15 protein-coding genes are annotated in these 24,302 nt (G+C 73.1%); all 15 read right to left on the minus strand.

Features of this window, described 5'->3' with window-relative positions:
* Positions 1-39: 39 nt before the first annotated feature.
* The 15 genes from AC07F0_RS21410 to AC07F0_RS21480 all read right to left on the minus strand — a co-directional run bounded on the left by AC07F0_RS21410 (position 40) and on the right by AC07F0_RS21480 (position 24,190).
* Positions 40-2,202, minus strand: coding sequence for a hypothetical protein (locus AC07F0_RS21410; protein WP_478980980.1), 2,163 nt, complete (start codon positions 2,200-2,202; stop codon positions 40-42).
* Complete coding sequence (locus tag AC07F0_RS21415; RefSeq protein WP_478980982.1) at positions 2,202-6,050, minus strand: putative baseplate assembly protein; 3,849 nt, start codon at positions 6,048-6,050, stop codon at positions 2,202-2,204. Before AC07F0_RS21415 ends, AC07F0_RS21410 begins: the two co-directional genes overlap by 1 nt.
* Positions 6,047-9,157 (minus strand): putative baseplate assembly protein, encoded by a 3,111-nt coding sequence (locus AC07F0_RS21420; protein WP_478980983.1) that lies wholly within the window; start codon positions 9,155-9,157, stop codon positions 6,047-6,049. Before AC07F0_RS21420 ends, AC07F0_RS21415 begins: the two co-directional genes overlap by 4 nt.
* Complete coding sequence (locus AC07F0_RS21425) at positions 9,154-9,558, minus strand: GPW/gp25 family protein (RefSeq protein WP_478980985.1); 405 nt, start codon at positions 9,556-9,558, stop codon at positions 9,154-9,156. The genes AC07F0_RS21420 and AC07F0_RS21425 overlap by 4 nt, the downstream gene beginning before the upstream one ends.
* Entirely contained in the window at positions 9,555-9,890 is a 336-nt protein-coding gene (locus AC07F0_RS21430; RefSeq protein WP_478980987.1) for a hypothetical protein, read from the minus strand. The genes AC07F0_RS21425 and AC07F0_RS21430 overlap by 4 nt, the downstream gene beginning before the upstream one ends.
* A gap of 16 nt (positions 9,891-9,906) precedes the next feature.
* Complete coding sequence (locus AC07F0_RS21435; RefSeq protein WP_478980989.1) at positions 9,907-10,443, minus strand: phage baseplate assembly protein V; 537 nt, start codon at positions 10,441-10,443, stop codon at positions 9,907-9,909.
* A 41-nt stretch (positions 10,444-10,484) separates the two neighbouring features.
* Entirely contained in the window at positions 10,485-11,624 is a 1,140-nt protein-coding gene (locus tag AC07F0_RS21440; RefSeq protein ID WP_478980991.1) for a hypothetical protein, read from the minus strand.
* Positions 11,617-11,982 carry a hypothetical protein gene (locus tag AC07F0_RS21445; RefSeq protein WP_478980993.1) on the minus strand — a complete coding sequence of 122 codons (366 nt, stop codon included), beginning with the start codon at positions 11,980-11,982 and terminating at the stop codon, positions 11,617-11,619. The genes AC07F0_RS21440 and AC07F0_RS21445 overlap by 8 nt, the downstream gene beginning before the upstream one ends.
* 7 nt (positions 11,983-11,989) lie before the next feature.
* A complete protein-coding gene (locus AC07F0_RS21450) occupies positions 11,990-12,676 on the minus strand; it encodes a hypothetical protein (protein ID WP_478980994.1) in 687 nt (228 codons plus the stop codon).
* Positions 12,673-13,365, minus strand: coding sequence for a hypothetical protein (locus AC07F0_RS21455; RefSeq protein WP_478980996.1), 693 nt, complete (start codon positions 13,363-13,365; stop codon positions 12,673-12,675). The genes AC07F0_RS21450 and AC07F0_RS21455 overlap by 4 nt, the downstream gene beginning before the upstream one ends.
* A gap of 13 nt (positions 13,366-13,378) precedes the next feature.
* Positions 13,379-20,176: an eCIS core domain-containing protein gene (locus AC07F0_RS21460; protein WP_478980998.1), complete on the minus strand. Its 6,798-nt coding sequence runs from the start codon at positions 20,174-20,176 to the stop codon at positions 13,379-13,381.
* A complete protein-coding gene (locus AC07F0_RS21465) occupies positions 20,149-20,427 on the minus strand; it encodes a hypothetical protein (RefSeq protein ID WP_478981000.1) in 279 nt (92 codons plus the stop codon). The genes AC07F0_RS21460 and AC07F0_RS21465 overlap by 28 nt, the downstream gene beginning before the upstream one ends.
* Before the next feature lie 77 nt (positions 20,428-20,504).
* Entirely contained in the window at positions 20,505-22,331 is a 1,827-nt protein-coding gene (locus tag AC07F0_RS21470; protein ID WP_478981002.1) for an ATP-binding protein, read from the minus strand.
* A gap of 653 nt (positions 22,332-22,984) precedes the next feature.
* Positions 22,985-23,881 carry a Pvc16 family protein gene (locus AC07F0_RS21475; RefSeq protein WP_478981004.1) on the minus strand — a complete coding sequence of 299 codons (897 nt, stop codon included), beginning with the start codon at positions 23,879-23,881 and terminating at the stop codon, positions 22,985-22,987.
* A gap of 69 nt (positions 23,882-23,950) precedes the next feature.
* The gene (locus AC07F0_RS21480; protein ID WP_478981006.1) at positions 23,951-24,190 is read right to left on the minus strand and encodes a hypothetical protein; all 240 of its coding nucleotides are present in this window, start codon (positions 24,188-24,190) and stop codon (positions 23,951-23,953) included.
* Positions 24,191-24,302: the final 112 nt, after the last annotated feature.

The raw sequence follows: 24,302 nt of genomic DNA on the forward strand, positions 1-24,302 counted from the left end.
AGAAGTGCGGGTTCACAAGGTCGGTGGCGGGTGCGCGCCTCACGTCACGAAGAAGATCCCGGCGTCGGTGCCCGCGGGCGTGTACTCGGCGAGCCGGGCCCTCAGGGCGTCCTCGCGCTGCGGCCGGTACAGGTCGTGGAAGGCGCCCATCTCGGCGCCGTCGTCCGCGCCGCGCCTTATCTCCTCGGGGCAGCTGTCCGCGAGCAGCCCGTACCAGGGGTTGCCGTAGCGCTGGGAGGTGAACAACGGCCTGATGTCCGGGGCCTGTTCGGGCTGGCAGCGGTGGCGGCGCGGGGTGCGCGAGCCGGTGGGGACGTAGGAGTGGCGCAGGCAGCCGATGCCGCGCCGGGCCACGTGGAGCCGGCCCGTGAAGACGCTGTTCTCGGCGATCTTCACCGCGTGCGTGTGGATCTCGCCGATGACGGTGGTGCGGTGCAGGTGCAGTACGGCGTGGGCGTGGCGGCAGTCCGGGGCGGACAGGGCCTCGCGGTCGTCTGCGGTGGCGTCGAGGACGCTGTCGCGGATGTGGATGTCGAGGGGGTCCTCGCTCACCTCGTCGCCGATGACCTCGATGGTGCCGAGGACGCTGTGCTCGATCTGGAGGCAGGCGGTGGTGCGGTCCAGGACGATGCTCGGCTCCTCGGGCGAGTGCGGCTCGCACTCGGGCTCCAGGGACCAGCCGGGCACGAGCGTGCTGTGCCGCAGGACGACGGCGCCCATCGCGCCCGCCACGTTGATGCCGCGCCCGGCGACGAGCAGCCCGTCGAGGACGACCCGGGGCCGCTCGTGCGGGGCGCAGTCGCCGGACACCGCGCGGATGTTGAGGGCGTCGGGGCGGTTGCTGTACCAGTCGAGGAGGCGGATGACCGGGCGGGTGCCCTCCGCCGCGCGCAGTTCGAGCCGGTCGCCGGGGTCGAGGTCGAAGTCCAGCTGCTCCTGGTAGGCGCCGCTGTGTGTGATCTCGATGATGCCGGCGGGCCCGGTGCGGTCTGCCCGGCGCTCGTGCCGCCAGGCCCGGTAGGCGTCCATGATCTGCCGGTACGGCTGACCGGGCCCGACCCGGTACACCTCGGCGTCCGGGCGCGGTTCGCGGTCGCGCTCGTACTCGCCGCCGCCCATGTCGGCGGCGAACGCGTAGTGGTAGTCGACCCACACGCCCTGCCGGGGCGCGGACCGCGAGCCGAACGCGATCCGGCCCAGCTCCGGGTCGACGGCCACCTGGCCGCGCCTCGGCCGGTAGCGCCAGTCGGACAGGTCGGCGACCACGATGTCCGAGGGCGGTACGGGGTTGTCCTCGCCGTCGCGGCGGATGACGAAGCTCTTGCCCGGGCCGTAGTAGTCGAGCAGCCGGTCGTGCAGGAGGCGGCGGGTGACGAACGCCGGCACGTTGTCGACGGTCGCGATGTGCGTCGGCGAGGGCTCCGGGAACGGCTTGGTGGCCAGGGGGGTGTCGTTGCCGAGGATCGAGAAGGTGTAGAGGTTGCGGGCCCGGTCGATGCAGTAGGCCGGGGTCCGGGTCAGCGCGTACGCCTTCAGCCGCCACACGAAGAGCGCGACGCCGGCCGGACTCCAGCCGCCCTGCCGTCTGGCGGAGTCGGCCCTGCGGACGTCGACCGTGCGGGCCGCGCCCGCGAACGGCCCGCCACCGAGGGCGAGTTCGGCTCCGTCCCGCAGGTTAACGAGACGGCCCCGCTCACCGCGCCGGGTGCCCGTGCCGTACAGCTTCACCGGCTGGGTGTGCGCCACCTGCCGGGACAGTTCGACGGCCCGGGCGGGCCAGTCGGCGACCTGCTCGGAGAGTTCCTCCAGCAGGTGCAGGGTGCCCTTGCGGCGGCGGTTGGCGACGGTGGCGGCCACGTCCCGGCGCGGGGCGACCGCCTCGGCGAGGGCGGCCCGTCCGCCGTCGTGCAGGCCGGTGGTGAGGACGCGCTCGTAGCCGGGCAGGGTGCGGTATCCGACCAGGTCGCCGAGGTACGGCAACACCCAGGGGGCCGCCGTCTCCACGAACAGGTCCTCGTAGCCCTGGTCGACACCGTCGCGGACGCGGTCGAGCTGCTCGGCGATCACGGCGAGCAGCGCGCGCAGCGGTTCGCCCTCCTCGGCGTCGCGCAGCCGGTGCCAGCGGGGCAGCAGCGCGGCGAGCCCGTCCGGTTCCCTGGGCACCACCGGGGCCGGCGTCTCCAGCCGGTTGTCCGAGGACATCACTTGACCTCCGTCAGGATCAGGGTGTCCGCGGCCCGGGGCGACAGCAGCGCGAGCTGGGCCGGGCGGATGCCGCGGAAGACGTACACCGACCGGCCCTTCGGCAGGCGCCGGGTGTCGGTGATGTCGGGGTTGAGGCGCAGGAGTTCGGCGAGCGGGATGCCGTACCGGGCGCAGATCTCCGACAGCGTCTCGCCGTTCTCGGCGCGGACCGTGTGGGTCCTCTCGTCGTACGTCGCCGGGTGCGCGGGGACGGACGCCTCGGGCGGGCCGGGCCGGGTGAGCAGCTCGGTGAGTTCCTCCAGGGTGGCAAAGGCGGGGACGCCGGTGAAGACGTCGACGTCCATGTAGTCGACGCCGGGCACGGTGTGGGCGGTGGCCAGGACCTCGGAGAGGCGGGCGGGCCGGCCCAGTTCGCGGCCCTCGAAGCCGAGGCGGCGCAGCAGGGCCTGGCGCAGGCGCGGCTCGACGTTCTGCCAGGCGTGGTCGGGGGCGACCTTCACCCGGGCGGCGAGCAGCAGCAGGACCAGCTCGCGGCCGTCCACGCGGACCGGGAGGTTCGCGTCGCCGTACTCGGTGAGGGCGCCCCGCAGGGCGCGCAGGGTGTCCGAATGGGGGGCGATCGGCACGTCGTCCGTGCCCGCGACCGTCACGTGCAGCACGCGCCTGCGTCCGTCGAAGAGTTCGCGTGCACTGGCCCGGCCGATGCCGGCGCGGGAGCGGGCGAAGTCCTCGTAGTCCGATGCGGAGACCAGCCGGTCCAGGGCCGACACGGCCAGGGGGACGGTACGGCGGGTCAGGCCCGGGCCGTCGGCGTCCGCGCCGCCGGTCGCGGGGCGCGGGTTGGTGACCGCGGTGACGCCGAGAGGGCGGGTGAGGGGCTGGGTGACCCGGTCGGCGGGTACGTTGGCGGCCTTGCCGGTGCCGAAGCGGTAGCGGGCCCGGATGTTCTCGTGCCCGGAGGGCAGGCGGGCGCCGTGCACCCCGTCGCCGAAGGTCACCGTCGTCCGGCCGTCGGCGGTGGCGCCGGTGATGTAGACCCGCTCGGTCGGGCCGCGTCCGGCGAGGCTGTCGACCTCGTGCCACAGCACGCCGTCGACCCGGATCTCCAGCACGGGTGTGGCGCCGAGGGGGTTGTCGTCGGCGAGCCAGGTCAGCGGGGACTGCCAGAGCGCGAAGGTCTGGTTGACGCGGTCGGAGTCGCCGCTGCCGATGGCCTCCTCGCGGCTCTCGCCGTGGGTGGCCTCGACGACGTTGCCGAGGATGCGGACCGTCTCGCGGCGGTAGCGGTGGGCCAGGTCCGCGGTGAGGACGAGCCGGGTGTGCACGTGGTCGCCGGGCAGCCGCGGGTCGGCGGCCGGTTCGGCGGAGGCGATCGTGACGACCTCGGTGGCCCGGACGCCGGCCGCGCCCGGGAGGTCGCCGCGCTCGCCCGCCACGATGAGCGTGCGGCCCGGCCGCAGCCCCTCGTACAGCTCGGCGAGTTCGATCTCGTTGCCGTGCACGTCCTCGCCGAGCGGCTCGTCGGCCAGGGGCAGCGGCTCGCCCGCCGCGTGCACGGTGGTGTCGCGGATGTGGGACAGCAGGACGTCGAACTCGTCCAGCCAGGGGTCGGCGAGGGTGAGTTCGGTGCCGCGGCCGGTGATGCCGTAGTTGGTGTACGCGGCCGTGCGCGCGGCGACCACCTGGGTGGTGACGAACGCCAGCTTCGGATCGCCGGGGACGCCCTTGTCCGCGCCCTTGGCGGGCCGCTGGATCGCGACCCAGCTGCCGACGGTGACGCCCTCGTGGACGGTGTCCAGCTGGAGCGTGCGGCGGTTGACGGGCTCCGGCTTGGTGGCGATGACGATCTCGACGTTGGGTTCGGCGCTGCCCACCGTGTACTTGAGGCTGACTTCGTGCTCGCCGTGTGTGAACTGCTCACTGGCGCCCGGCCGGAGGACGATCTGCTCGGAGGTGCCGTTGTGGACGCCGACGTGAACCAGGCCCTCGTCGTCGGGCCGCGACACGAACAGGGTGCGCTCGGGCAGGCCGGAGTGGAGGCGGGCCGTGACTCCGGGTTCCTGGGAGTCGGCGGGCCGCCGGTTGAGCCAGCTCAGGTCGCGGTCCTGGCCGGAGCGCACGGACAGCTCGACCTGGCCGGGACCGAGCGCGAAGGTGACCGGCTGGGTGACGGGCAGGTTCTCGGCACGCTGGTCGGAGCTGCTGCCCTCGACGTACTGGAGCTCGGCCCGGACCGGGGTCTTGCCCGCCGTGTCGTACACGACGCGCATGGTCGCCAGCACCGCTCCGGTCAGCGGCCAGTCGGCGGTACGGATGACCCGGCCCCGGTCGTCCTGGACCGGCTTGAGCGGAGCCGTGGCGCCGAAGGGGGCGGCGGTGACCCGCAGGGCGAGCAGCTCGCGCAGCAGCCGCGGGGTTCCGGGGGCGGCGGCCGTGCGCCAGGCCGGGTAAAGGCTGCCGAGGCCGGGGTCGAGGGCGGTCAGGAGGCGGGCGGTGTCGGTGCCGGGGAGCTGCCGGCCGGTGGGGCCTACCGGGGCGGGCGCGGTGGCGCGAAGGGCGGGAAGTATGGCGCCCAGGGCTTCCAAAGCGGCGGCACGCGAGTCACCCTCAAGGGGCGCGGGCCGTGTCAATATGCGGCTCCGCCGCGTGGGCGCGACCAGCCCAGACGGCGCCGCAGACGGCCGCCCACCGACCGAGGCACCCTCCTCAACCGCCTGCGTCGGCGCCAACTCCAACGCACGCTCGGCGAGTTCCGCCAACACCGCCTCCAACTGCCCGAACCACTCCGCCACGTCCTCATACGGCTCGGCCAGCACTTGAGCCTCACCGAGCCGGGCGAGAGGTTCCACGAGCCGCGCCGCGAGCCGCTCGGGGGTCTTGATGCCGTCCAGATCGCCCCGCAGCGGTTCGAGGACCTGATCCTCGAAGTCCTCGACGAGGCGGCTCACCGGCCGCGGGTTGGGCACCTCCGGCGTGGGCGCCTCCTCCCCCGGCTCCCCCGGCTGCACAGGCGGAGCCGTCCAGCGCCGCACCTCGTCGACGAGTTCCCCCGGCGTCGGCGGCGCCGACTGCGGCAGGGAGATCGCCGTGACGTCGTCGTCCCGGTCGACGCGGACCTTCGCGACCGGCAGCAGCTTGCGCTCGCCGTCGGCCTGTTCCCCGAAGACGAAGAGCAGCTGGTCGCCGGTCTGCAGCGAGTGCGCCGTGCCCTCGACGAACAGCTCCGAGCGCTTCTCGAGGTCCTGCGGGGTGAGGAGCGAGGGACGGCGGCGGCGCACCTTCAGCTCGTTGAAGTCCCAGCGGGCCGTCAGGTCCCGGCTCGTCTCGAAGGTCAGCGACTCCTCGTCTGCGGACGCGGGCACGCTGTGGCTGCGGGCGCCGCGCGGGATGAGCACGTTCTGGGCCTCGGCGCGCGGGTCGCGTTCCAGGGTGTACGCCAGGTGCGTGGCGGCCGCGACGCCGGGCCGCGGCCGGTGTCCGACGAGCCGGCCGAGCAGCACCAGGGAGCGGTGCTCGTTCGCGGTGCGGAGGTAGGCCTCGTCGGCGATCCGCTCCGAGTGGAAGGTGAGCAGGTCGCCGAGGACGGCGGTGGCGTCGAGCAGGCCGACCGCCGGGTCGTCCGGGGTGCGGACGGTGAGGCCGTTCAGGGCCGGGTAGGCGGGCGAGGCGAGCCGGTCGAGCAGGGCGGCCAGGAAGGAGCCGTACGTGCCGACGCGGTAGTCCAGCGCGGTGCGGCCGGGCGGGTTGTGGAGCGGGGCGGGCGCGAGGCGCTCGTCGTGGCCGCCGCGGCAGGCGCCGCCGCAGCCGCAGCCGTCGGTAGCGGTGACCGGGTGCGGGTCCGTCATCGGACACCTCCCAGGGATATCGCCAGCCGGCCGTTCTCCGGCCGGTCGGGGTCGTTGTCGCAGGTGGCGATCTCCAGCGGGCCGAGCCGCAGCACGCCGTCCTCCCTCTCTCCTCGGTCCTGTCCGGACAGCCGCCGCAGCCGGGTGACCTCGACACCCGCCACCCCGGGCACGGCCGCGGCGACGGCCACCAGGCGGCTGAGCCTGACGGGTTCGCCGAAGGTCAGCGCCTCGGGGTGGAAGAAGCCGAGCCGTCCGCCCGGCAACCGTCCGCTGCCCAGCACGCGGTACAGCTCGGCCAGGATCTGGCCGTGCTGGTGGCCGGGCTCGGCGCACACGGTCAGCGCGATGTCGAGCGGCACCGGCCGGGCGGGTCCCACGACGAGGTCGTGGCCGATGCGCCGGTACGCCTCCAGCGCCTGGGCGACCGAGTCGAGCAGGTCCTGCGACGGGGTGGCGGTGCCGTACGCGTCGATCGCGATGTGCGCCTCCTGGACGCTGCCGGTCCAGCGGATCTCGGCCGCCGCCCGCTGCACACCCGGCAGGTCGCTCGCGAGGGCCGCGTAGTCCTCGGCGGTCACGGCCCGCAGCCGGGTGCGGCGCAGGTCGAGGGGGGCCAGCTGGCGGACCTGCTCGACGGGTTCGGGCCGGGTGCCGCCGGTGGCGGGCAGCGGGTTGCGCACGACGGTGGCCGGCACGTCGCAGTCGCCCTGCACCACCAGGTGGTTGATGGCCTCGGCGCCGACGTTGCCGGTGGTGCCGCCGCCGAGCCGGTAGCGAATTTCCAGGCGGGTACCGGGGGCCGGCTTCGCGCCGTGCCTTCCGTCCCCGAAACGCACGGCCAGTCGGCCGTCGTCCTCCAGTTCGCCCACGAAATGCTTCTCGCGCGGCCCGCTGTCGAGCAGGTCGCGCCGCGGCACCCAGGTCTCGTCCGCCCCGTGCAGGCGTACGGCGGGCAGGGCCCGGCGCGGGTCTTGGGCGAGGGCGGCGGTCGCCGAGCCGCGCAGCACCGTCTCCTCGGGGTGGAGCCCGACCGCGTAGGCCGGGCCCCAGGCGTGCGCGACCTCCCAGGCGATGTGCCCGTCGAGGACCGTGCCCGCGCGGGCCCGGGCGGCGAGGACCTCGACGCGGCGCAGCTTGGTGTCGAGCAACTGGTCGCTGCGGTACAGCAGTTCACGCAGGGCGCGGACCGGGTGGCGGCGCAGTTCGAGGCGTTCCAGCACGTTCAGGCCGTAGATCACGGCGAGTTCGGCGATCTCCTCCCCGGCGAGCCCGTCCCGGTCGCGGGCGCTGCGCCACAGCTCGACCAGGCGCTGCCGCACCCGGCCGGGGATGGCCGCGATGCGCTCGGCCTGCCCGGCGGCGACGGTGCCCGGGTCGGGGAAGGGCACCGCCTGGGTGACGGGCGTCCGGCCGAGGACCGGGCGGAAGCGGGGCGCGATGCCCGGGTAGACAGACTGGGCGAGCAGCGTGCGCAGGGCGGCGGCCTGGGCGTACGCCGTGCCGGGTACGACCTGCTCGTGCCGCTGCCCGGCGCTCTCCAGGCCGATGCCGGCCCGGTTGACGGCCGGCTCGCCGACGACGTCGAAGAGTTCGCGGACGTCCTCGGCTGCGAGGGCCCGGCCCGTTTCGGTCTGGTCCGTCAGGGCGTTGATCAGCCGGGCGGGCGCGTTGCCCTCCTCGGTGTCGCGGCAGCCGAAGGCGGGGAGGTCGCAGGGCGCGACCACGGCGGGCACGGGCGGCACGGTGACCGTCTCGGGGAGGCCGGTCAGTGTCCTGCCGTGGTCGACGAGGACGACGTTGCCGCGGGCGAGGGTGACGTCCTCGACGGGCAGGCAGTCGCGGCCGCCGCGGGTGGTGAGGCAGAGCGGGAAGCGCAGCGCGTCCTCAGCGGCCCAGGTGACCTCCAGGACCGGCTGGTCCTCGATCCGGTCCAGGCCGGGCGTGACGGAGGTGAGGCGGACGGCCTGGCGGTGGGCGGGGTCGGCGTCGCCGGGGGTGCCGGTGCGCGGGCCCTTCACCTCCTCCAGGACGATGACGTCCCCGGGGCTGAGGTCGAGGCGGCGTTCGCGGCAGGTCTCCGGGTCCACCCAGGCGTCCCGCAGGGTGGCGGCGGTGGCGCCCTGCGGCAGGGTGCACACCTCGCCGCCCCAGGTCCACAGCCGGATCGCGTTGTGCGCGACCCGCAGCTGCAGCGGGTCGGTGGCGACGACCGGTTCGAAGACCTCCACCGAGCCGCGCTCGTCGAGGTCCGCTAGGTCGGCCTCGCCGATCACCGTGCCCGGCTCGGGGCGGTCGTGCGGGTCGAGGCTGCGCACGTCGACGGAGGCGAAGCGGAACGTGCCCGGGGCGAGCGTCCGGTCGTCCGCCGTGTGGACGGTGACGTAGGCGCGGGCGTTGCAGCCGTCGTGCATCGCGTAGTCGATGAGCCGCACGTGGCGGCGTACGGAGACGCGGCGGCGGGCGGTGTCGAGGTAGGCCTCGGTGGCGACCGCGTCCTGCTGGTAGCTGATCTGGTCGCCGGTGTACGCGAGGAGTTCGACGAGGGTGATGCCCAGGTCGGCGGGGTTGCGCTCGGCCCAGTCGGGGGTGGTGAGCGCGAGCCGGTCCAGGAGCAGCTTGCGGATGGTGTCGTAGTCGCGGGCCGTGTAGTCGACGACGGGGGCGGCGGGGAAGTCCGGCTCGGCCCGCTCCTCGTCCTTGCAGTCGAAGGGGGTCGGGCAGTCGGGCCGGAAGTGGAAGGTGGCGCTGTGGTAACGCTGGTCGAAGCCGCGGTAGGGCTCGGTGCCGGGCCGGCCGTAGGGGTCGGTCTCGACGAGGGAGAGCCGGTAGCGGGAGGTGTCTCCGGCCTTGTCGAGGGTGACGTAGAGCCGGTCGTCGAGCTCGGGGTCCTCCTCGCGTTCGACGCCGACGTCGACGGCGGTGATGCCGGTGATCCGGCGGCCGCCGTCGATGCGCACGTTCTCGGGGCCGAGGCCGTGCGGGGCCTTGCCGAGGAAGGTGACGGTGAGCAGCAGGCCGTCGTCACTCACTTCGACGTTGTCGACCCCGCCCAGTCGCGCGGCCCGCACCTTGCTGCGGCGGGACGCGCTGGTGCCTGCCGTCATGCGGCGGCCCTCCCTTCGAAGACGTCGTCACGCTGTGCGCCCGTGGCGCGTACGGCGTACGAGAGATGGACGCGGACGACGCCGTCCTCACCGCCCTCGCTGACGATGTCGAGGGCCAGTACGTCGATGAGGTCGCCGAGCCAGCGCTGCAGTGCGGCCTGCACGGAGAGTTCGAGCGTGCTGATCAGTTCGGGGCTGTCGGGCGCGAACACCAGGTCCAGCAATCCGCAGCCGAAGTCGGGGCGCATCACGCGCTCGCCGGGGCTGGTGAACAGCAGCTGCTCGATCAGGTCGTGGACGTGCTCGCCGTGGGCGGCGTGCGCGGTGCGTCCCCGACGGTCGGCGCGGAAGGGAAACGCGATATCGGATCGGGGCCGGGCGGTCCGGCTGTCGGGGCTCATCGGACGGTGACCTTTCGCTGCGCGGCCTGGACGACGGGCGGCCCCTGCGGGACGAAGGCCGCGCTGAAGCACTGGGCGGCGGAGGTGTCGAGCAGCACGGGCGCGCCGTCGACGGTGATGCCGGTGCCGTCGGCGGTCCAGCGGACCGTGGTGCACGGCGAGGGCACCCGGTCGACGGTGTGCGGGCAGCCGGTGACCACGTAGCTGTGCGCGGTCGTGGCGACGGCGGCGCCCGCGACGCGGATGCCACCGGCGGGCGGTGTGGCGGCGGTGACCCGGCCGCCGTGCGGGCAGCCGATCACGGTGCCCGCGTCGAGGAGATTCCCGGTCAAGATCTGTTTCCCCCGTCTATCGCTTGGAGAGCACGGTCAGCTGGCCCTCGTTGATCGTCACTTCGCGTCCGCGCAGCACGACCTCGGCACCCGCGCCGGTCGCGATGACCACGGCTTCCTTGGTGATGCGGATGTACGCGCCGCTCTCGGCCTGTAGGAGGATCCCCTGCTCGGCGCCGGGCGTGTCGTTCATGACGAGCTTGTGCGCCCCGGGTGTCTGCACGACGACCGGCTTGCTCGGGGCGTTCGCCGCCAGCTCCCGGCGGGCGTCGGGCGGCAGTTCCTCGGCGGCGCCGTACCAGCAGCCCGTCCACACCGGGAAGCTGGGGTCCCCCTGCTCGAACTCCACCCACACGCCCGTGCCGGGCGGCGGCACCACGAACTGCCCCGACTCCGGCCCGGTGAACGGCAGGCAGGGCAGCGCCCAGGTCGACGGCTCGTCGCCGAGCACGTCCGGGACCTCGACGGTGATGCGGCCGATGCGCAGCGGGTCGTTGTTGTCGACGACCCGGCCGCGGAACTTGCCGAGGTAGCGATTGCTGGGTGCCGCCATGGTGGAGGTGCTCCTGGGTGGTGGTCGTGGGTGCCTGCGGGTTACGGCCGGACGTGGTCGCTGCGGGCTTCGAGGCCCTCGCGGGAGAGGGTGAAGTTCTGCTGGTACGAGCCCGGCCGCAGGTTGTGGGTGACGGACTTGACGTAGTAGTCGCCGTCGTAGGCGCGTCCGGCGCCCCGGACGCCGACGAGCTGGCGCGGCTGGAGGATGTAGCCGTGCCGGTTGACGTCGAGGGAGCCGGATCCGGAGACGACGTCGGCGGAGACGGCCGCGCGGGCGAGCAGTTCCGCCTCGGCCTGCTCGCGCTGCTGCTTGGCGGTGCCGGACAGCGTCCTGCGTTTCAGGGCCGGGGTGGGGCGCCGGCCGAGGGGCGGGCGCAGCGGGCTGATCGGCGGTTGCGGCAGCAGGGTGGACTGCCTGGTCCCCGGGTCCTGCCAGCGGGCCTGCGGTTCCTCGCGGGCCGTGCCGTCATAGGCGAACGTCAGCTGGTCGACGGTGGAGTGGGCGTCCATGTTGACGTTGAGGGCGTGCTGCCGGATGCCGAGCCGGACTTCCGGGCCCCAACGAGCGGCGGACTGACCGGGGTTGGGTCCTGGTTCCAGGTAGAAGGTGTAGCCGTTGGCGCGGGCCAGCTCGGTGACGTACTGGAGGTCGGTGCCGGTCTGGTAGTGGACTCGCAGGTCCTGGTGCGGGGGCTGGGCGACCTTCTCGGTGTAGACGTCGGGGCGGATGCCGTAGTCGGAGTAGCGGCGCAGGATGCTGAGGACCCGCTCGGAGGGCGGCAGGTTGGGGTAGCGGGCGGTGCGCTCCTCCAGGTCCATCAGGAGGGTGAGGTCCTCGCCGGTGACGGTGAGGGTGGAGTGGCCGGGGCGGTTGCTGGCGCCGACCTCGTGCCGGACGATCAGGCCGTCGAAGAGGACGTCGGATGTGCCCTTGACGGTGACGGTGACGATGATCCGGGTCTTGGGGTCGAAGAAGCCCTCGGGCAGCAGTCGCCGGCTGATCAGCCCGTTCTTGGTGAGGTCGAAGGCGATCTGGAAGCCGCTGCGTTCGCCGGCGGTCGCGGTGATCTGGGCGGTGAGCAGGGCCTCGGTGACCTCCGCCGGGACCGGCCGGGTGAGCTTGGGTCCCATGAGGAGGGTGATGTGCACGGGGCCCTGCCCCACGGGCAGGTCAAACACGCCGGTCTCCTCGGGGGAGGCCACCGGCGGACGGGATGCCGATGACGCGTCCGGCCTCCTCGGTCAGCTCCCGCGGGTCCAGCACGGGGTTGGTGTCGGCGATCTGCCACCACTGGCCGGGGTCGCCGAAGCAGCGCTGGGCGAGCAGGTCGGGGCGCTCGCCGGCGCCGACGGTGTGACCCTGGGTCTCCTGCTCGTCCAGGGGCGGCAACAGCCGGCGCTTGGTGTAGCGGACCTCGGTCCCGTCGGGCCGCCGGTGGATGCCGATCTCGGCGTCGTGGTAGCGGCTGGTGCGGGGGTAGGGGTGGGCGCCGGGTATCGCGTCCAGGGCGTTCTCGTACGGTTCGATGTCGGCCATGTGCGGCTCATCCCCTCCCGGTCACGGCGTTGCTTCCGGACAGCCCCAGGGCGCCCAGCCCGGCGCCCCGCGCGGCGCCCGCCAGCCGTTCCTTCTGCGCCAGGTGCGCCATGTACAGGTCGGCACCGCGGTGCCCGGCGGGCAGGTCGCTGACGGTGAGGATCTTCATCCCGATGCTGAGCGAGGCGCGGATCGGGTTGAGGTTCACGTCGAACGCCGACTCGTTGATGGACAGTTCGGTGAGCCGCACGGGCATGACGCGCTTGCTGCCCCAGGTGAAGAGGGTGAGCGGCATCTCGATCGGGCTGATCTCGATGGCGCCCTTCTGCGACAGGCGCATCGATTCGCGCAGCTTGGCGGTGGTCGGCTGCACGAGCATCTCGAGCGTGGCGAGCTGGGGGTGGATGCCGTCGGGCGCGGCGATGTCCAGCTGGTCGGTGGCGTCGATCTCGGCGGTGAACTTCCAGGTCTCCTGAGCGGGCCCCTTCAGCCGCAGGGCCTCGTTCCGGTCCCCGCTGCCGGTGCCGCCGCCTCCGGCGTCACCGCTGTCCCCGGCCGACTGCGGGCTGACGCTGCGCTCCAGGGTGTCCGGGTTGAACTGCAGCACGATGATCCGCTGGGGGGTGCCGGTGTCGGGGTCGACGACGACGATGCCGGAGCGGATGGGTTTGGGGATGTCGGCGTAGCGGGTCACAGGCGTTCCTCGAGTCGGGCCCGCAGGTCCGTGTAGTCGTGGTCGGGAAATACCTCGGGGAAGACGTCGAGCATGGTCCGCAGGTCGTCTGCGACACTCCCGAGGCCGCTCTCCCCCAGATCCACGTCGGCGTACAGGTACTGCCACCCCAACGTCCCCTTGGTGACGAGAAGTGCGTCCAGGTACTGGGCGTAGTCGACGTCCAGTCGCACGGCCCCGTCGGAACTGTCGTAGTACCAGATCTCAGGTGAGATGGTCTCGGTCACCGCGGACGGGACCCGCAGTGCGGCGAGTGTGCCCGCCCCGGTCCGCGGCTGTTCGTCGAACACCCGGAACTCCTCGTAGAGGGCGCGAACGTCGGCGGGGAGGTCGTCGTGAACGAGCGTCTCGCCGGTGGCGAACAGAGCGGCGGGCAGGTGACGCAGCGAGAACTCGCCGTAGAGAGTCGATGCGCCTTTCGTGAGCGTCCAGTGGGCCGAGAGTCCGGCGAACCGCAGGAACGCCCGCTGGAGTTCCGGTGCGAAGCGCACCCCATGCCACTCCTCGATGAGGGCGAAGGCCTCCGGCGCCTCACCCGTGAGTTCCTCGATGTCCCCCCTCTCCTCGTAGTGGACGTCCATCCCGTCGGTCTCCTGCAGTTCGTCCAGGAGCCGGAGGTACCTGAGTTCCTGTTCCGTATAGCGCGCCATGGTCCCTTGGTTCCTAGGTGAAGCGGATGTTGTTCTTCTTGTTGATGACGGCCTTGAGCTCCTTCTCGAAGTCCTTGAGGCTGCCGGGGGACGTGGCGTTCAGCTGGGTCTTGTACGCCCTCATCCGCAGGATCAGGTGGTAGATGTCGCGATAGGGCGACTGGTCACGCAATGCTTTTGCGAAGGCCCGACTGACCTGGAATTCTTTCCTGATGGAGTCGGGCCCCTTTCCGTTGATGTCGAACCTGGAATCAGGGACATTGGGGCGCGCTATGTTGTCACGCGTGTACTCCCCCTCGGACGGGTCCTTCCGCCAGGTGTTGCCGACGGGAGAGTACTTCCCCCACTCCATGGAAATGGTCTTGGGGAAATACTCGTCGGGGCTCTCGTAGAAGGCCACGTCGTAGTCGAACCAGATCATCTGCACCTTGGGATCCTTGGTGATCGCCCTGTAGGCGGGCAGCTCGATCCGGTAGGCGAATCGGCTGTTCACGGCAGTTCCTGGAGCGGGTACCAGGTTCGACCCCGTGGCCTTCCCTCCGAACTTCTCCGTGAAAAGGTGCATGCGCACCCAGGCGGTGTCGTTTCGGAGTGTCGCGGGCACCAAGTTCCAGCCAAGCGGGATGTTGGGGTTGCCTCGCGGCTTCTCACCCTTGTGGTTCTTGATGGTCTTGTTGATGCCGGTGGCCCGGAATCCGCGGCCGCGGACCCCGTCGGTGTAGGGCGGCAGGACCATGGGCAGGAGCGGCGGGTTACTCGGATCGATCTCGCGGAGTTCGAGGAAGCGCGCGAGCCTGCCGAGCGCGGCCCGCAGGGCCCTGTACTGATATTCCCCGGTGCGGGTCGTCGTGCCCCGACGCGGCAGTGCCCGCTTGGCCTGCTCGGCCCGGGCGTGCACAAGGCGTGCGGATCGGATGGCCTCCAGTTGGCGACTTTGGCGGTCGGGGTAGTCCGTGAGCTGCTCGGCTTCCGTCTGCCATTCGTCGAGGTACTCGGTCACCGGGTCGGTCTGGCTTCGCACCACCATGTCGGCAGCCGGGCCCCGACCTTGGAACATCAGGGTGTGCGTCTGCCCGTCCTGATTGCGGAAGACCACCCTGGGCATGGCCTGCTCCCAGGTCGTTTCCCTCGGCTTGTTGTCATCGCGGCGCCGCCTGTCACGCCCCCGCGACCGGTCCCGCTCCCGTACCCGCTCCTGCCTGCGCCGCCACTGTTCCCGCAGCCGCCGCAGCCGGTCGTTCAGGCGGCCGCCGATCCGGCGGCGGGCCTTGCCGAAGAGCTTGCCGGCTGCGCGGCGGGCCCGGTTGACGGCCGACCTGATGGTCTGGCGGGCGCGGCGGAGCGGGCGGCGGGGACTGCGGTCCTGGTCGGTGTCGCGGCGGCGGTCGTCCCGGCGGTCGGTGGTCACCCGCCGGTCGTCGTCACGGCGCCGGTCGCTCGGGCGGCTGTTGCCCGGACGCGTGTTCCTGGGATCGCGGTCGTCCGTGTCACGGCGGCGGTCCGGCCGGAGGGTGCCGCGGGCCGGGCCGCGGCGTGTCGAGGTGTCCGTGCGGTCGGTCCTGGCATCGTCCTTCATGCGGCGCTCCGCGTCCCGCATGCGGCGCCTCGCCGCGTTCACCTCGCGGCCCTCGTCGCGGCGTTCGTCGTCGTCGCGGCGCTTCTTCGGGCGGGTGGTGTGGGCGGGGCGGGGCTTCTTCTCGGGGGTGGAGCGCTTGCCGGGGCGAGGCCTCGACGGCGGGCGGGAGGTCCTGTCCGGGGACGGCTTGCGAGGGCTCGGGCGGTCGGTGCGTCGGTCGGTCGGGCGGTCGGGGGACGGCGTACGGTCGTCCGTGGGTGCGGGGCGGTCGTCCTGGGGCTTGGCCGGGGCGTCCGGACTGTCGTCGGACGGGCCCGGCTGGTTCTTCTTCCTGCGAAGGCCCTTGAGCATGTCGCCGAGCCGTTCGGCCACCTTGCCCATGAAGCGGCTGACGCCCTCGATGAGGAACTCGTAGATCAGTTCAAGCAGCGCGACGACTCCCGCCGCGACCGCCTTGGCGAAGGGCAGTGCGCCGTTGCCGCTCTTGACCGACTTCAGGAAGTCCATGAACATGCCGAACGCGGCGAGGATTTCACTGAGGGCGCCCCAGGCGGTCTGGAGGGCGTCGATGATGGCCATCACCCAGCCGGCGCCGGGGATGAGCTTGGCGACGACCTTCTCGACGACCATCACGCCGATGATGACGGGGAGTTGCGGCAGGGCCTCGTCCCAGGCCATCTGGGCCATCTGCTCGACGGTGACGCCACCGGAGACCAGCTCCTGGAAGTCCTCCATCGGGATGCCGATGATCTCCTGGACCTTCTGGTCGAACCAGGCCTTGACGGCGGTCTTGACCTCCTGGAAGAGGTGCTCCTTGGCGCCGGTCTCCGCGGCCGCCCCGGCCTTGCTGATCCAGTCGCCCGGGTCGGAGACGATGTCGTTGAAGATGGCCGCCCACTCGCCGAGCGCGGCGACGGCGGCGGCACCGAACTCCAGCGCGCCGACCGTGACGGTCTCGGCGATGTCGACCGCCGCGAGCATGCCGGACTCCAGCACGTCGAGCCCGGCGAGCAGCGCGCCGCACAGGCCGTCGAGGAGCTTCCCGGCGACCTCCTTCAGCGCGTCCGCCGCCTCGTTGACCTTCTGCACGGCCCAGTCGCGGGCGCCGTCGATGGTGTTGCGCCACTTGTCGCGCATCGCCGGGTAGTCGGCGAGGAGTTCGTCGCCGAGGGCGATCAGGGCGTCGGCGAAGGTGTTGATCTGGTCGATGACCCAGTTGCGGGCGTCGTCGATGAGTTTGAAGACCTGCTGCTTGAACTTGTCGATGAGCTCGGTGACGACCTGGCGGGCCTTCTCGAAGACGCTCTTGATGGCGTTCTTGAGGTTCTCGAAGAACTCCTTCAGCTTCTCGATGGCCTCTTCGAGCCAGTTGTCGGCGTCGTCCTTGCCCTCCTCCTGCTTCTTCTCCGCCTCCTTCTCGGCGTTGGTCTGCTCGTCGTCGATCTTCTTGTTGTCGTCCTCGGTCCGCTTGTCGACGTCCTTGTCGGTGTCCTCCTCCTTCTTCTTGATGTCCTTGCGGACCTGGTCGTACTTCTTGCCCTTCTTGTCGTCGATCTCCCCGACCTTGTCGTCCTGCTCCTTGCGCCACCGGTCGCGGGAGTCGGCGATGTCGGAACGGCCCTTGTCGCGCGCGTCGGACTGCTTCTTGCCACTGGCCGTGACCTCCCTCTGGAGGTCCTGGTCGTGCTGCTTGCGGTCGTCCGCCGCCTTCTTGTCCTTGGCCTGGCGCTCCTGGCCCATCTTCTGCCGGCCCTGGGAAAAGCCCGCCTGGATCTGCGGGCCCCGGTCGTGCTCGGCGACGGCGGACGCGGACTCGATCGGCACGCCACCGCCGGACACCGACCGAGCGGCGCCGGCCTTGCCGCCCCTCTTCCCGCCGGCCACCTTGCCGGTCAGGGTCTCCTTGGGCACGTCGGGGTAGATCTGGTCCTCGCCCATCGGGCGGGCCGCGTCCTCGCGTCCCGCCTGGTGCAGCTCGTTCTTCCGCTCGTCGAGCTTCTGGCCCTGCTCGTCCGTGCGCTGCGGATCGGAGTCGTTCTCCAGCGGCAGCCGGGGGGCGTCGCCCACCTTGGCGTTCTTCAGGCCCTCGTCCTTCGTCGGGAGGCCCAGGATCGAGTCGATCAGGTCGTCGAGCGGCAGGATCTCCTTCAGCAGCTTGCCGAACAGCTGGGCGCCGATGGTGAGGGCGATGTCCCACCAGCTCGGCTCCGGTACGTTCGCGCCCGGCACCTCGCCTTCCGGCTTCTGCTCGCCTGTGATCTCGGGCGTCTTGCCCGGGGCGGCCTCCGTACGGGCGACCTTGGCGTTGGTGTACGTGCCCGGGGCCGCCGGTTTCGGACCGCCGGGAACCGTGCGCGGGGAGCCGGAGGGCCGTTGCATCTTCGGCGGCGCCTTGCGCAGGGCCGTGCGCTCTTTGTCGACCGAGCGGCCGACCGCGCTGTCGACGCCCTTGAGCGTCTCCAGGGCCTGGTGCGGCTTGAGTCCGGCGGCCGTGGACAGGCCGGACTCGGGGGTGGCGTTGGAGACGTCCGGGGGCGGGCCCTCCTTCTTGGCCGGGGCCTTCGCCTTGGAGCCGCCCGATGCGGCGGGGCGGCCGCCGGACCGGACGGGGGCGGGGGACTTACGGCCGCCGCCTCCGGCCGAGCCGCCGCTGCGGCGCGACGCGGTCTTCGCGGCTCGTCGTGCCGCCTGGCGCTTGCCGCCCGCCGGGCGGGAGCGCGAGCCCATGGGCTCGTCCGACGCCCCACCGGGTCCCGGGGACTCGGCGGCCTTGGGCGTATTGGTCTTCGGTTCCGGCCCCGCGGTCATCGGCGATGGCCCGTTGCCCGCTGCCAGTTTCGGCGTGCCCGCGGGTCCGGGGGCTGAGACCTTGTCCGGGCCGCTCGGTGGGCCGGGAGTGGTGGCCGGGCCCTTGCCTTCGGTGGCGTCCTGGCCGCCGCCGGGTTCGGTGACGTCCTTGCCGCCGCCGGGTGACGTTTCGGGCGCGGGAGCCGTGGTCCCCTGGTCCCCGGCGGTCTCGCCTCGGCCGTTCGCCCCGCCCGCGGGCTTGTCGGCCTGCTGCTCCCTGCCCTTTTCCGCCCCGGAGTCCGCTTCCTTCCCGCCGCTGCGGTCAGGAGCTCCGGCCTCCGGCTTCCTGGCGCTCTGCGCCTGGCTGCCGCCACCGTTGTCCGCGCCGGTGCCGGACGGCGAACCGGTGCCCTGCGTCCGGGCGTCCTCGCCCGCCTTCGCCAGTTGGTCGGGCGCGGCGGTCTCGCCGGACCCCGTGACCGCCCCGCTCGCAGCAGCGTCCGAGGCCCGGGCCTCCTCGTCGCGCCGCGCGGCCTCGGCGTCCTCCCTGCGTTCGTCCGACTGCTTGCGGTCCCGGTCCGTCCCGGCGGCGTCCGCCGCCGCCGCTTCCGCGCCCGGAGACGCCGAAGCGGAATCACCGCCCGTTCCGGAGGCATCGGTCTGCTGCCCGTCGGCCGTACCTCTCAGGAGGTCCGCGAAAGACTCGCTGCCGTCCTCCTCCTCAGCGCGTGACGTGGCGTCCCGGGACGTGCCGGGCTGGGTCTCCTGCGGTGCCGGGGCCGGCTCCGGAGCTCCGGTGGCGGAGGACAGGCCGGGCAGCGGGGCCGTGCCCTTCCGCCGCTCCTCGACGAGGCTCGGGTTCTTCGCCGCGTCGGTGTATCCGACGAGGTCGACGTCGGGCACGGGCTCCTGGGCGGACGCCCCGGCTGTGTCGTTGCCCGCTTCCCGTTCCGTATCGTCCTGCGCGGGCTCCGCGTCCAGCCCCAACGGCTCGTCGTCGGCGTCCTGTTGATTCTCCGGGTCGCCCAGCGTGCGCGCCGGGCCCGCGTCGCCGCCCGTGCGGGACTTCTCGCCGGGTTCGGCACCGCTGCGGTCCACACTGCCGGGGGCAGCGGCCGCACGGCCGCCCGCCTCGTCCTCGCGCTCGCGCTCGTCCTGGCGCTGCTCCTCCTCGACGGCCTGCCGCTCGGGCTCCTGGGCGGCCTCGCCCTCGTGCCCGCCCTCCTCCTCGGCGGCGCGCTCGTCCTGCTGGTCCTGGTCCCGCTGCTCGCCCTCGGTGTCCGAGGCGTCCTTGCGTTCCTCTTCGGCGTCGTTCCGGGCGTCCCGGCCGGAGGCGTCCTTGTCCTCCTGCTGATCCTGGGAGCGGTCCTGCTCGTCCTTCGCGTTCTCCTGCTGCCGCGCGGCCGAGCCGGCCTCGCCCTGGGCCGGGTCCTGAGCGCCCTCCTGGCCGGCGGCCCCGGGGCCGTCCCGGTCCCCCGCCTCCCCGTCCTTCGGTTCCCCGCCGGGCTTGCCGGTGTCGTTCCGCTCTGCGTCACGGTCCCGGGAGTCGCCCGCTCCGGGCTCGGAGTCCTCGCGTGCGCGCTCCTCGTCGATCTCCTCCGCCGCCCCGGGCACCCCCTCAGGGGCCACCGTCGCGTCCATCGGCAGCGGCCCCCGCTGCTCCGTCTCCTCGACCCCTTCGACGAGACGGTCGACGACGGGCGCGGGCAGCCGCAGCTCCAGCCGGTCCAGGACGCTGTCCTGAACCTCCGGCGCCATGCGGGCCAGTTGGAGTCGCACACGGCCCGACCGGTCCTCCGGGTCGCCGCGCAGGGAACGCAGCAGACCGTTGGCCAGGCGGTCGACGAGCGTGGCGGGGTCGAGCTGCTCCATGCGGCGGCGGTCGGCGTCGACGGTGGCGTAGCGGAGCCAGCCGGGGGTGGCCTGCCCTTCCTCGACCTCCGGGGCCGCGGCCTCCGGATCCCGCACCAGGTCCTGCGCCGCCGACTCCGCCTCCCGCTCGATGCCCTGCTGCGGCAGGCTCACCGCGCCGAGTTCCCGCCCGGCCCGCAGCGCGCCGAGGCCGTGCGGGTTCTGGACGGTGTGCAGGAGTTCGTGGGCGAGCAGGCGGCGGCCCTCGTCCGTGCCGGGCCGGTACGTGCCTTCGCGGAAGAAGATGTCCTGGCCGACGGCCACCGCGTCCGCGCCGAGCAGCTCCGTCAGCTGTCCCGCGTCACGGCCCGTGTGCAGGCGTACCCGGCTCAGGTCGTGCCCGAGGCGTTCCTCCAGCTCACGGCGCACGCCCGGGTCGAGCGGCTGGCCGGCGCCGCTGACGATGTCCTTGGGCTCCGGGGCGCGGGACTTGGCGGCACGTTCCTTGCGCTTGCGGCGGCGCTGCTCGGCGGACTGCTCGGAACGGCTGTCCTGTGTCGGGGAGTTGCTCACGAGGTCACCTCCCCGCGCCCGCACAGGCCCTCGTGCACCGCCCGTGCCAGTTCCTGGCCGAGCCGGCGCGCGGACAGCCCGGGGGGCAGCGGCGGCAAGCCGGACAGGACGTCGGCCGTCCACGGGCGGTCGGCGGGCAGCCCGCGTTCGCGGACCAGCCGGGTCAGCTCGTGCTCGAACGCGGCCGCCACCCGGTCGGGGTCCGCTCGGAAGCCGTCGAGGACGAGTTCGCCTATCTCCACGCGGATCTCGCGTGGTGTCCGCCTCCCATCCACCGGCGCACCGGTCGGCGTCGCACCCGCCCGTGTCCCACCCACCGGCGTCACACCGGACTGCGTCGCACCCGTCCGTGTCACACCCATCCGCGGACCTCCGTCGGCGTCAAGGAGCGTTCCAGCTTGAGGTATTCGGTGCGGGCCGCCGCGAGCATGTGCCGCATCTGGAGCGACTCGCCCTCCTCGGCGGCGAGGAACGCCCCGGACAGGGCGATGTTGCGGATCGAGCCGCCCGCGACGGTCAGCCGCGCGAGCAGGTGCGGGTCGATGTCCTTCACCGGGGCCTGCGGGGGCAGCACGCGGCGCCAGATCTCGGCGCGTTCGTGTTCGGCCGGGAAGGGGAAGTCGACGACGAAGCGGATGCGCCGCAGGAAGGCGTTGTCCAGGGCCTTCTTCATGTTGGTGGTGAGGATGGCGAGGCCGCGGTAGGCCTCCATCCGCATCAGCAGGTAGCTGACCTCGAGATTGGCGTACCGGTCATGGCTGTCCTTGACCTCGCTGCGCTTGCCGAACAGGGCGTCGGCCTCGTCGAAGAGCAGGAGCGCGCCGCCGCGCTCGGCGGCGTCGAAGACGCGTCGGAGGTTCTTCTCCGTCTCGCCGATGTACTTGCTGACCACCTGCGAGAGGTCGATGACGAACAGGTCGAGGCCGAGTTCCCTGGCCATCACCTCGGCGGCCAGGGTCTTGCCGGTGCCGGAGCCGCCCGCGAAGAGCGCGGTGACGCCGAGGCCGCGGCGCAGGGTCGCCGCGAAGCCCCACTCCTGGTGCACCAAGCCGCGCTGCCGTACGTGCGCGACGATCTCCCGCAGCACGCCGGTCTGGCGCTCGTGCAGGACGAGGTCGTCCCAGCCGGCCTGCGGTTCGATCCGGCGTCCGAGTTCGTCCATGCCGATCCGGGCCTCACCCAGACCGGCCCGCCAGGCCAGGGCCGCGGCGTCGAGCTCGTCCTCGTGGGGCAGTTCCCGGCGGACCGTGGCGGCGGCGGACCGGACGACGTGCGGGGGCAGCTGGAACTCGGCGACCAGTGCCCGCAGTTCGCCCTCGTCGAGGTCGGTGACGTCGCTGAACGCGTCGGACCACAGAGCCAGTTGCTCCTCGTCGTCCAGCGGCGGCACGCTCACCCGGGTGCCGTGCGGGCGGTCCGTGCGGCGCGGGTCGTCGCCGGACACGACGACCGGTACGGCGGCTCCGGCCAGGAACGCCTCCATGGCGGCCCGCTGTTCCCGGTCCGGCTCGCCGGACTCCACGAGCAGCGCGGCGGGCAGCAGGATCGCCTCGCGCTGCCACAGCCGGGCGAACCGGTCGCGCTCGGCGGGGTCGGCGGGGATGTCCTCGGCGCTCACCGCGTACAGCGCGAGCCCGGCGCGCGCGGCGGCCGCGGCGGCGATCTCGGCACGGCTGCGCAGATCGCCGCCGACCAGTTCCACCAGCAGCGGCGCGTCGGGGCGGGCGCCGTCCGTCCAGCCCGCCGCGACATCGCTCGCCGCCCGGTCGTACGACGGGGGCAGCCGGTCCGGCACGGCCGTGCGGCGCAGCTGCCCGTGCAGCCGGGCGTCGAGGTACGGCGAGCCGAGCAGGAAGTGCAGGATGCGCTCGTCGAGACGCACCCGTGAGGTCGTCAGCCGCGACTCGTCGTCCAGCTCCAGGATCCGCCAGCGGCGCAACGGCGACACGGGCAGCAGCGCGCTCCAGTGCGGTTCGTCCAGGGCGGCGAGGGCGAGCGAGAACGTCGGATACGCCCGCTCGGGGTCACCGCCGGCGGCGGCGCAGCGGGCTGCGGTCGTGGGCTCCAGCTCCTGCGCCGCGGTCAGCAGCACGAGGTCCCGCTCGAACGCGGTGAGCCCGAAGCAGGCGACGAGGGCGTCGAGGGGGGCGGTGCCGGGGCCGTCGGCGGACTCGGGCAAGGGTGCGTGGGTGTCCCGGACTTCGGTGGACCCGGGCAGGGGACCGCGGGCAGCCTCGCCGTCGGCAGACTGAGGCACGGGACCGCGGGCGCCCCCGCCGTCGGCAGACCCGGGCAGGGATGCGTGAGTGTCCCGGACTCCGGTGGACCCGAGCAAGGATGCGTGAGTGTCCCGGACTTCGGTGGACCCGGGCAGGGGACCGCGGGCAGCCTCGCCGCCGGCAGACTGAGGCACGGGACCGCGGGCGCCCCCGCCGTCGGCAGACCCGGGCAGGGATGCGTGAGTGTCCCGGACTCCGGTGGACCCGGGCAGCGGACCGCGGGCAGCCTCGCCGTCGGCAGACTGAGGCACGGGACCGCGGGCGCCCCCGCCGTCGGCAGACCCGGGCAGGGGTGCGCGGGTGTCCCGGACTTCGGTGGACCCGGGCAAGGGACCGTGAGCGTCCTCGCCATCTGCGGAGTGAGACACGGAACCGCGGGCGTCCCCACCGCCGGCCGTGCCCTCCGCGCCGCGGCGCGCATGGGCATCGACGCGGGCCAGGACACGCCGGATCTCCGCCGTCAGCGTCGTACCGCCGCCCGCTGCGCCGGCGACCGCGGCCGCCGTTCCCTGCGCTCCCATGTCCTCACCCGCCCCCGTCGCTCCCATGTGCCTCAGTTCTCCGTGTCCTCGCTGCCGTCCGCGTTCTTGGCCGTCTGCGGGGGCCGTGCGGACTTCGCGGGCTTGGCGGCCGTCTTCTTCGCGGTCCTGGCCGGCTGCGCGGTCCTGGCCGATCGCGCGGACTTGCGGCTGCCCCGGGCCGTCTTCGCCGACGCCTTCGGCTCGGTCCCGGCCACGGCTTTCGCGGGTACGCCGGCGGGCTGCGCCGCGGGCTCCGCGGCGGCCTCCTGCGGGGACACGACCGGCTCACTCGGAACGCCGCCGGGCGACGGCGCCCCCGGCGCCCCGAACGGCAGCACCCGCACCTCGGGCCGTTCCACCGGCTTCGCCGGCACCGGTGTCCCCCGGCCGTCGATGAAGACCAGCACTGCCTGGTAGGCGACCGACAGGGTGTAGGGCGTCTGGTGCAGCATCCCCCACAGCTTCGACGTCTCGTCGATGTCCATCGCCGTCGGCGTGAACCGCACCCGCTGCACCGCCTCGGCCAGGTCGCTGCCACTCAAGTGGGGTCGCTGGCCGGCGAGTTCGATGATGTCCCTGGGCAGCACGGGTATCTCGTGCAGGGTCCGCACCACCGAGCCGATCAGCCGCTGCCCGACCAGTTCGGCCTCCTCGCCGTACGCGCTGATCAGGTAGTGCAGGTCGAGCGCGGCGGCCGGCCGCCTGACCAGCGTGCCGTCGGGCGCCCGGGTCGGCAGGTCGTTGTTGCGCTGCGAGGTGTTGGGCGTGACCTGGTACAGGAAAACGGTGATGGTCGGCTCGGCCGGCGGGTCCGCCGGCGGCTTGCGCGGCTCGACCTTCACCGCGATGTCGATGTCCGGCGGCAGGTTGTCCTCGATCAGCAGGGCGAGGGCCTGGGTGACGTGGGCGAGGGCAAGTGCGTTGCTCATGGCGTCAGTTCCTCGGTCCCTCTCCTCGTCCTGGTGCTTCTCGTCGTGCGCCTGCTGCGCGGTCGCATCTCACTCGCGCCCCCTGGCCAGGTAGTCCGCCAGGCTGACGGTGGCCCGGGGGCGCTCCGCCGCCGCCCGTGGCCGGGGCCCGCCGCCGTGGGGCGATCCGCCCGCGGTGACCTCCAGTCGCCCGATCTGCACCTGCACCACCTGCTCGGCCTGGCGCCCGGGGCGCCGGGCCGCCGCCTGCCGTGCGGCGTCCCGTGCGGCCGCCGTGTCCGCCGCGCTGGGGAGCAGCGGGGCGGACACGGCGGTGGGGGGAGCGGGGTCCGCGCCCAGGGGGGGTGGGCCCGAAGCCGCGTTTGTGGGGACCCCCCACTCCGTACAGCCCCCGCCCGCCACGCGGCGAGCGGTGTTGGGG

The organism is Streptomyces sp. NPDC045955, from assembly GCF_056430805.1.

Coding starts and splice junctions, on each gene's coding strand:
- AC07F0_RS21410 (WP_478980980.1), bottom strand. CDS start 2,202: ATGTCCTCGGACAACCGGCTGGAGACGCCGGCCCCGGTGGTGCCCAGG.
- AC07F0_RS21415 (WP_478980982.1), bottom strand. CDS start 6,050: ATGACGGACCCGCACCCGGTCACCGCTACCGACGGCTGCGGCTGCGGC.
- AC07F0_RS21420 (WP_478980983.1), bottom strand. CDS start 9,157: ATGACGGCAGGCACCAGCGCGTCCCGCCGCAGCAAGGTGCGGGCCGCG.
- AC07F0_RS21425 (WP_478980985.1), bottom strand. CDS start 9,558: ATGAGCCCCGACAGCCGGACCGCCCGGCCCCGATCCGATATCGCGTTT.
- AC07F0_RS21435 (WP_478980989.1), bottom strand. CDS start 10,443: ATGGCGGCACCCAGCAATCGCTACCTCGGCAAGTTCCGCGGCCGGGTC.
- AC07F0_RS21445 (WP_478980993.1), bottom strand. CDS start 11,982: ATGGCCGACATCGAACCGTACGAGAACGCCCTGGACGCGATACCCGGC.
- AC07F0_RS21455 (WP_478980996.1), bottom strand. CDS start 13,365: ATGGCGCGCTATACGGAACAGGAACTCAGGTACCTCCGGCTCCTGGAC.
- AC07F0_RS21475 (WP_478981004.1), bottom strand. CDS start 23,881: ATGAGCAACGCACTTGCCCTCGCCCACGTCACCCAGGCCCTCGCCCTG.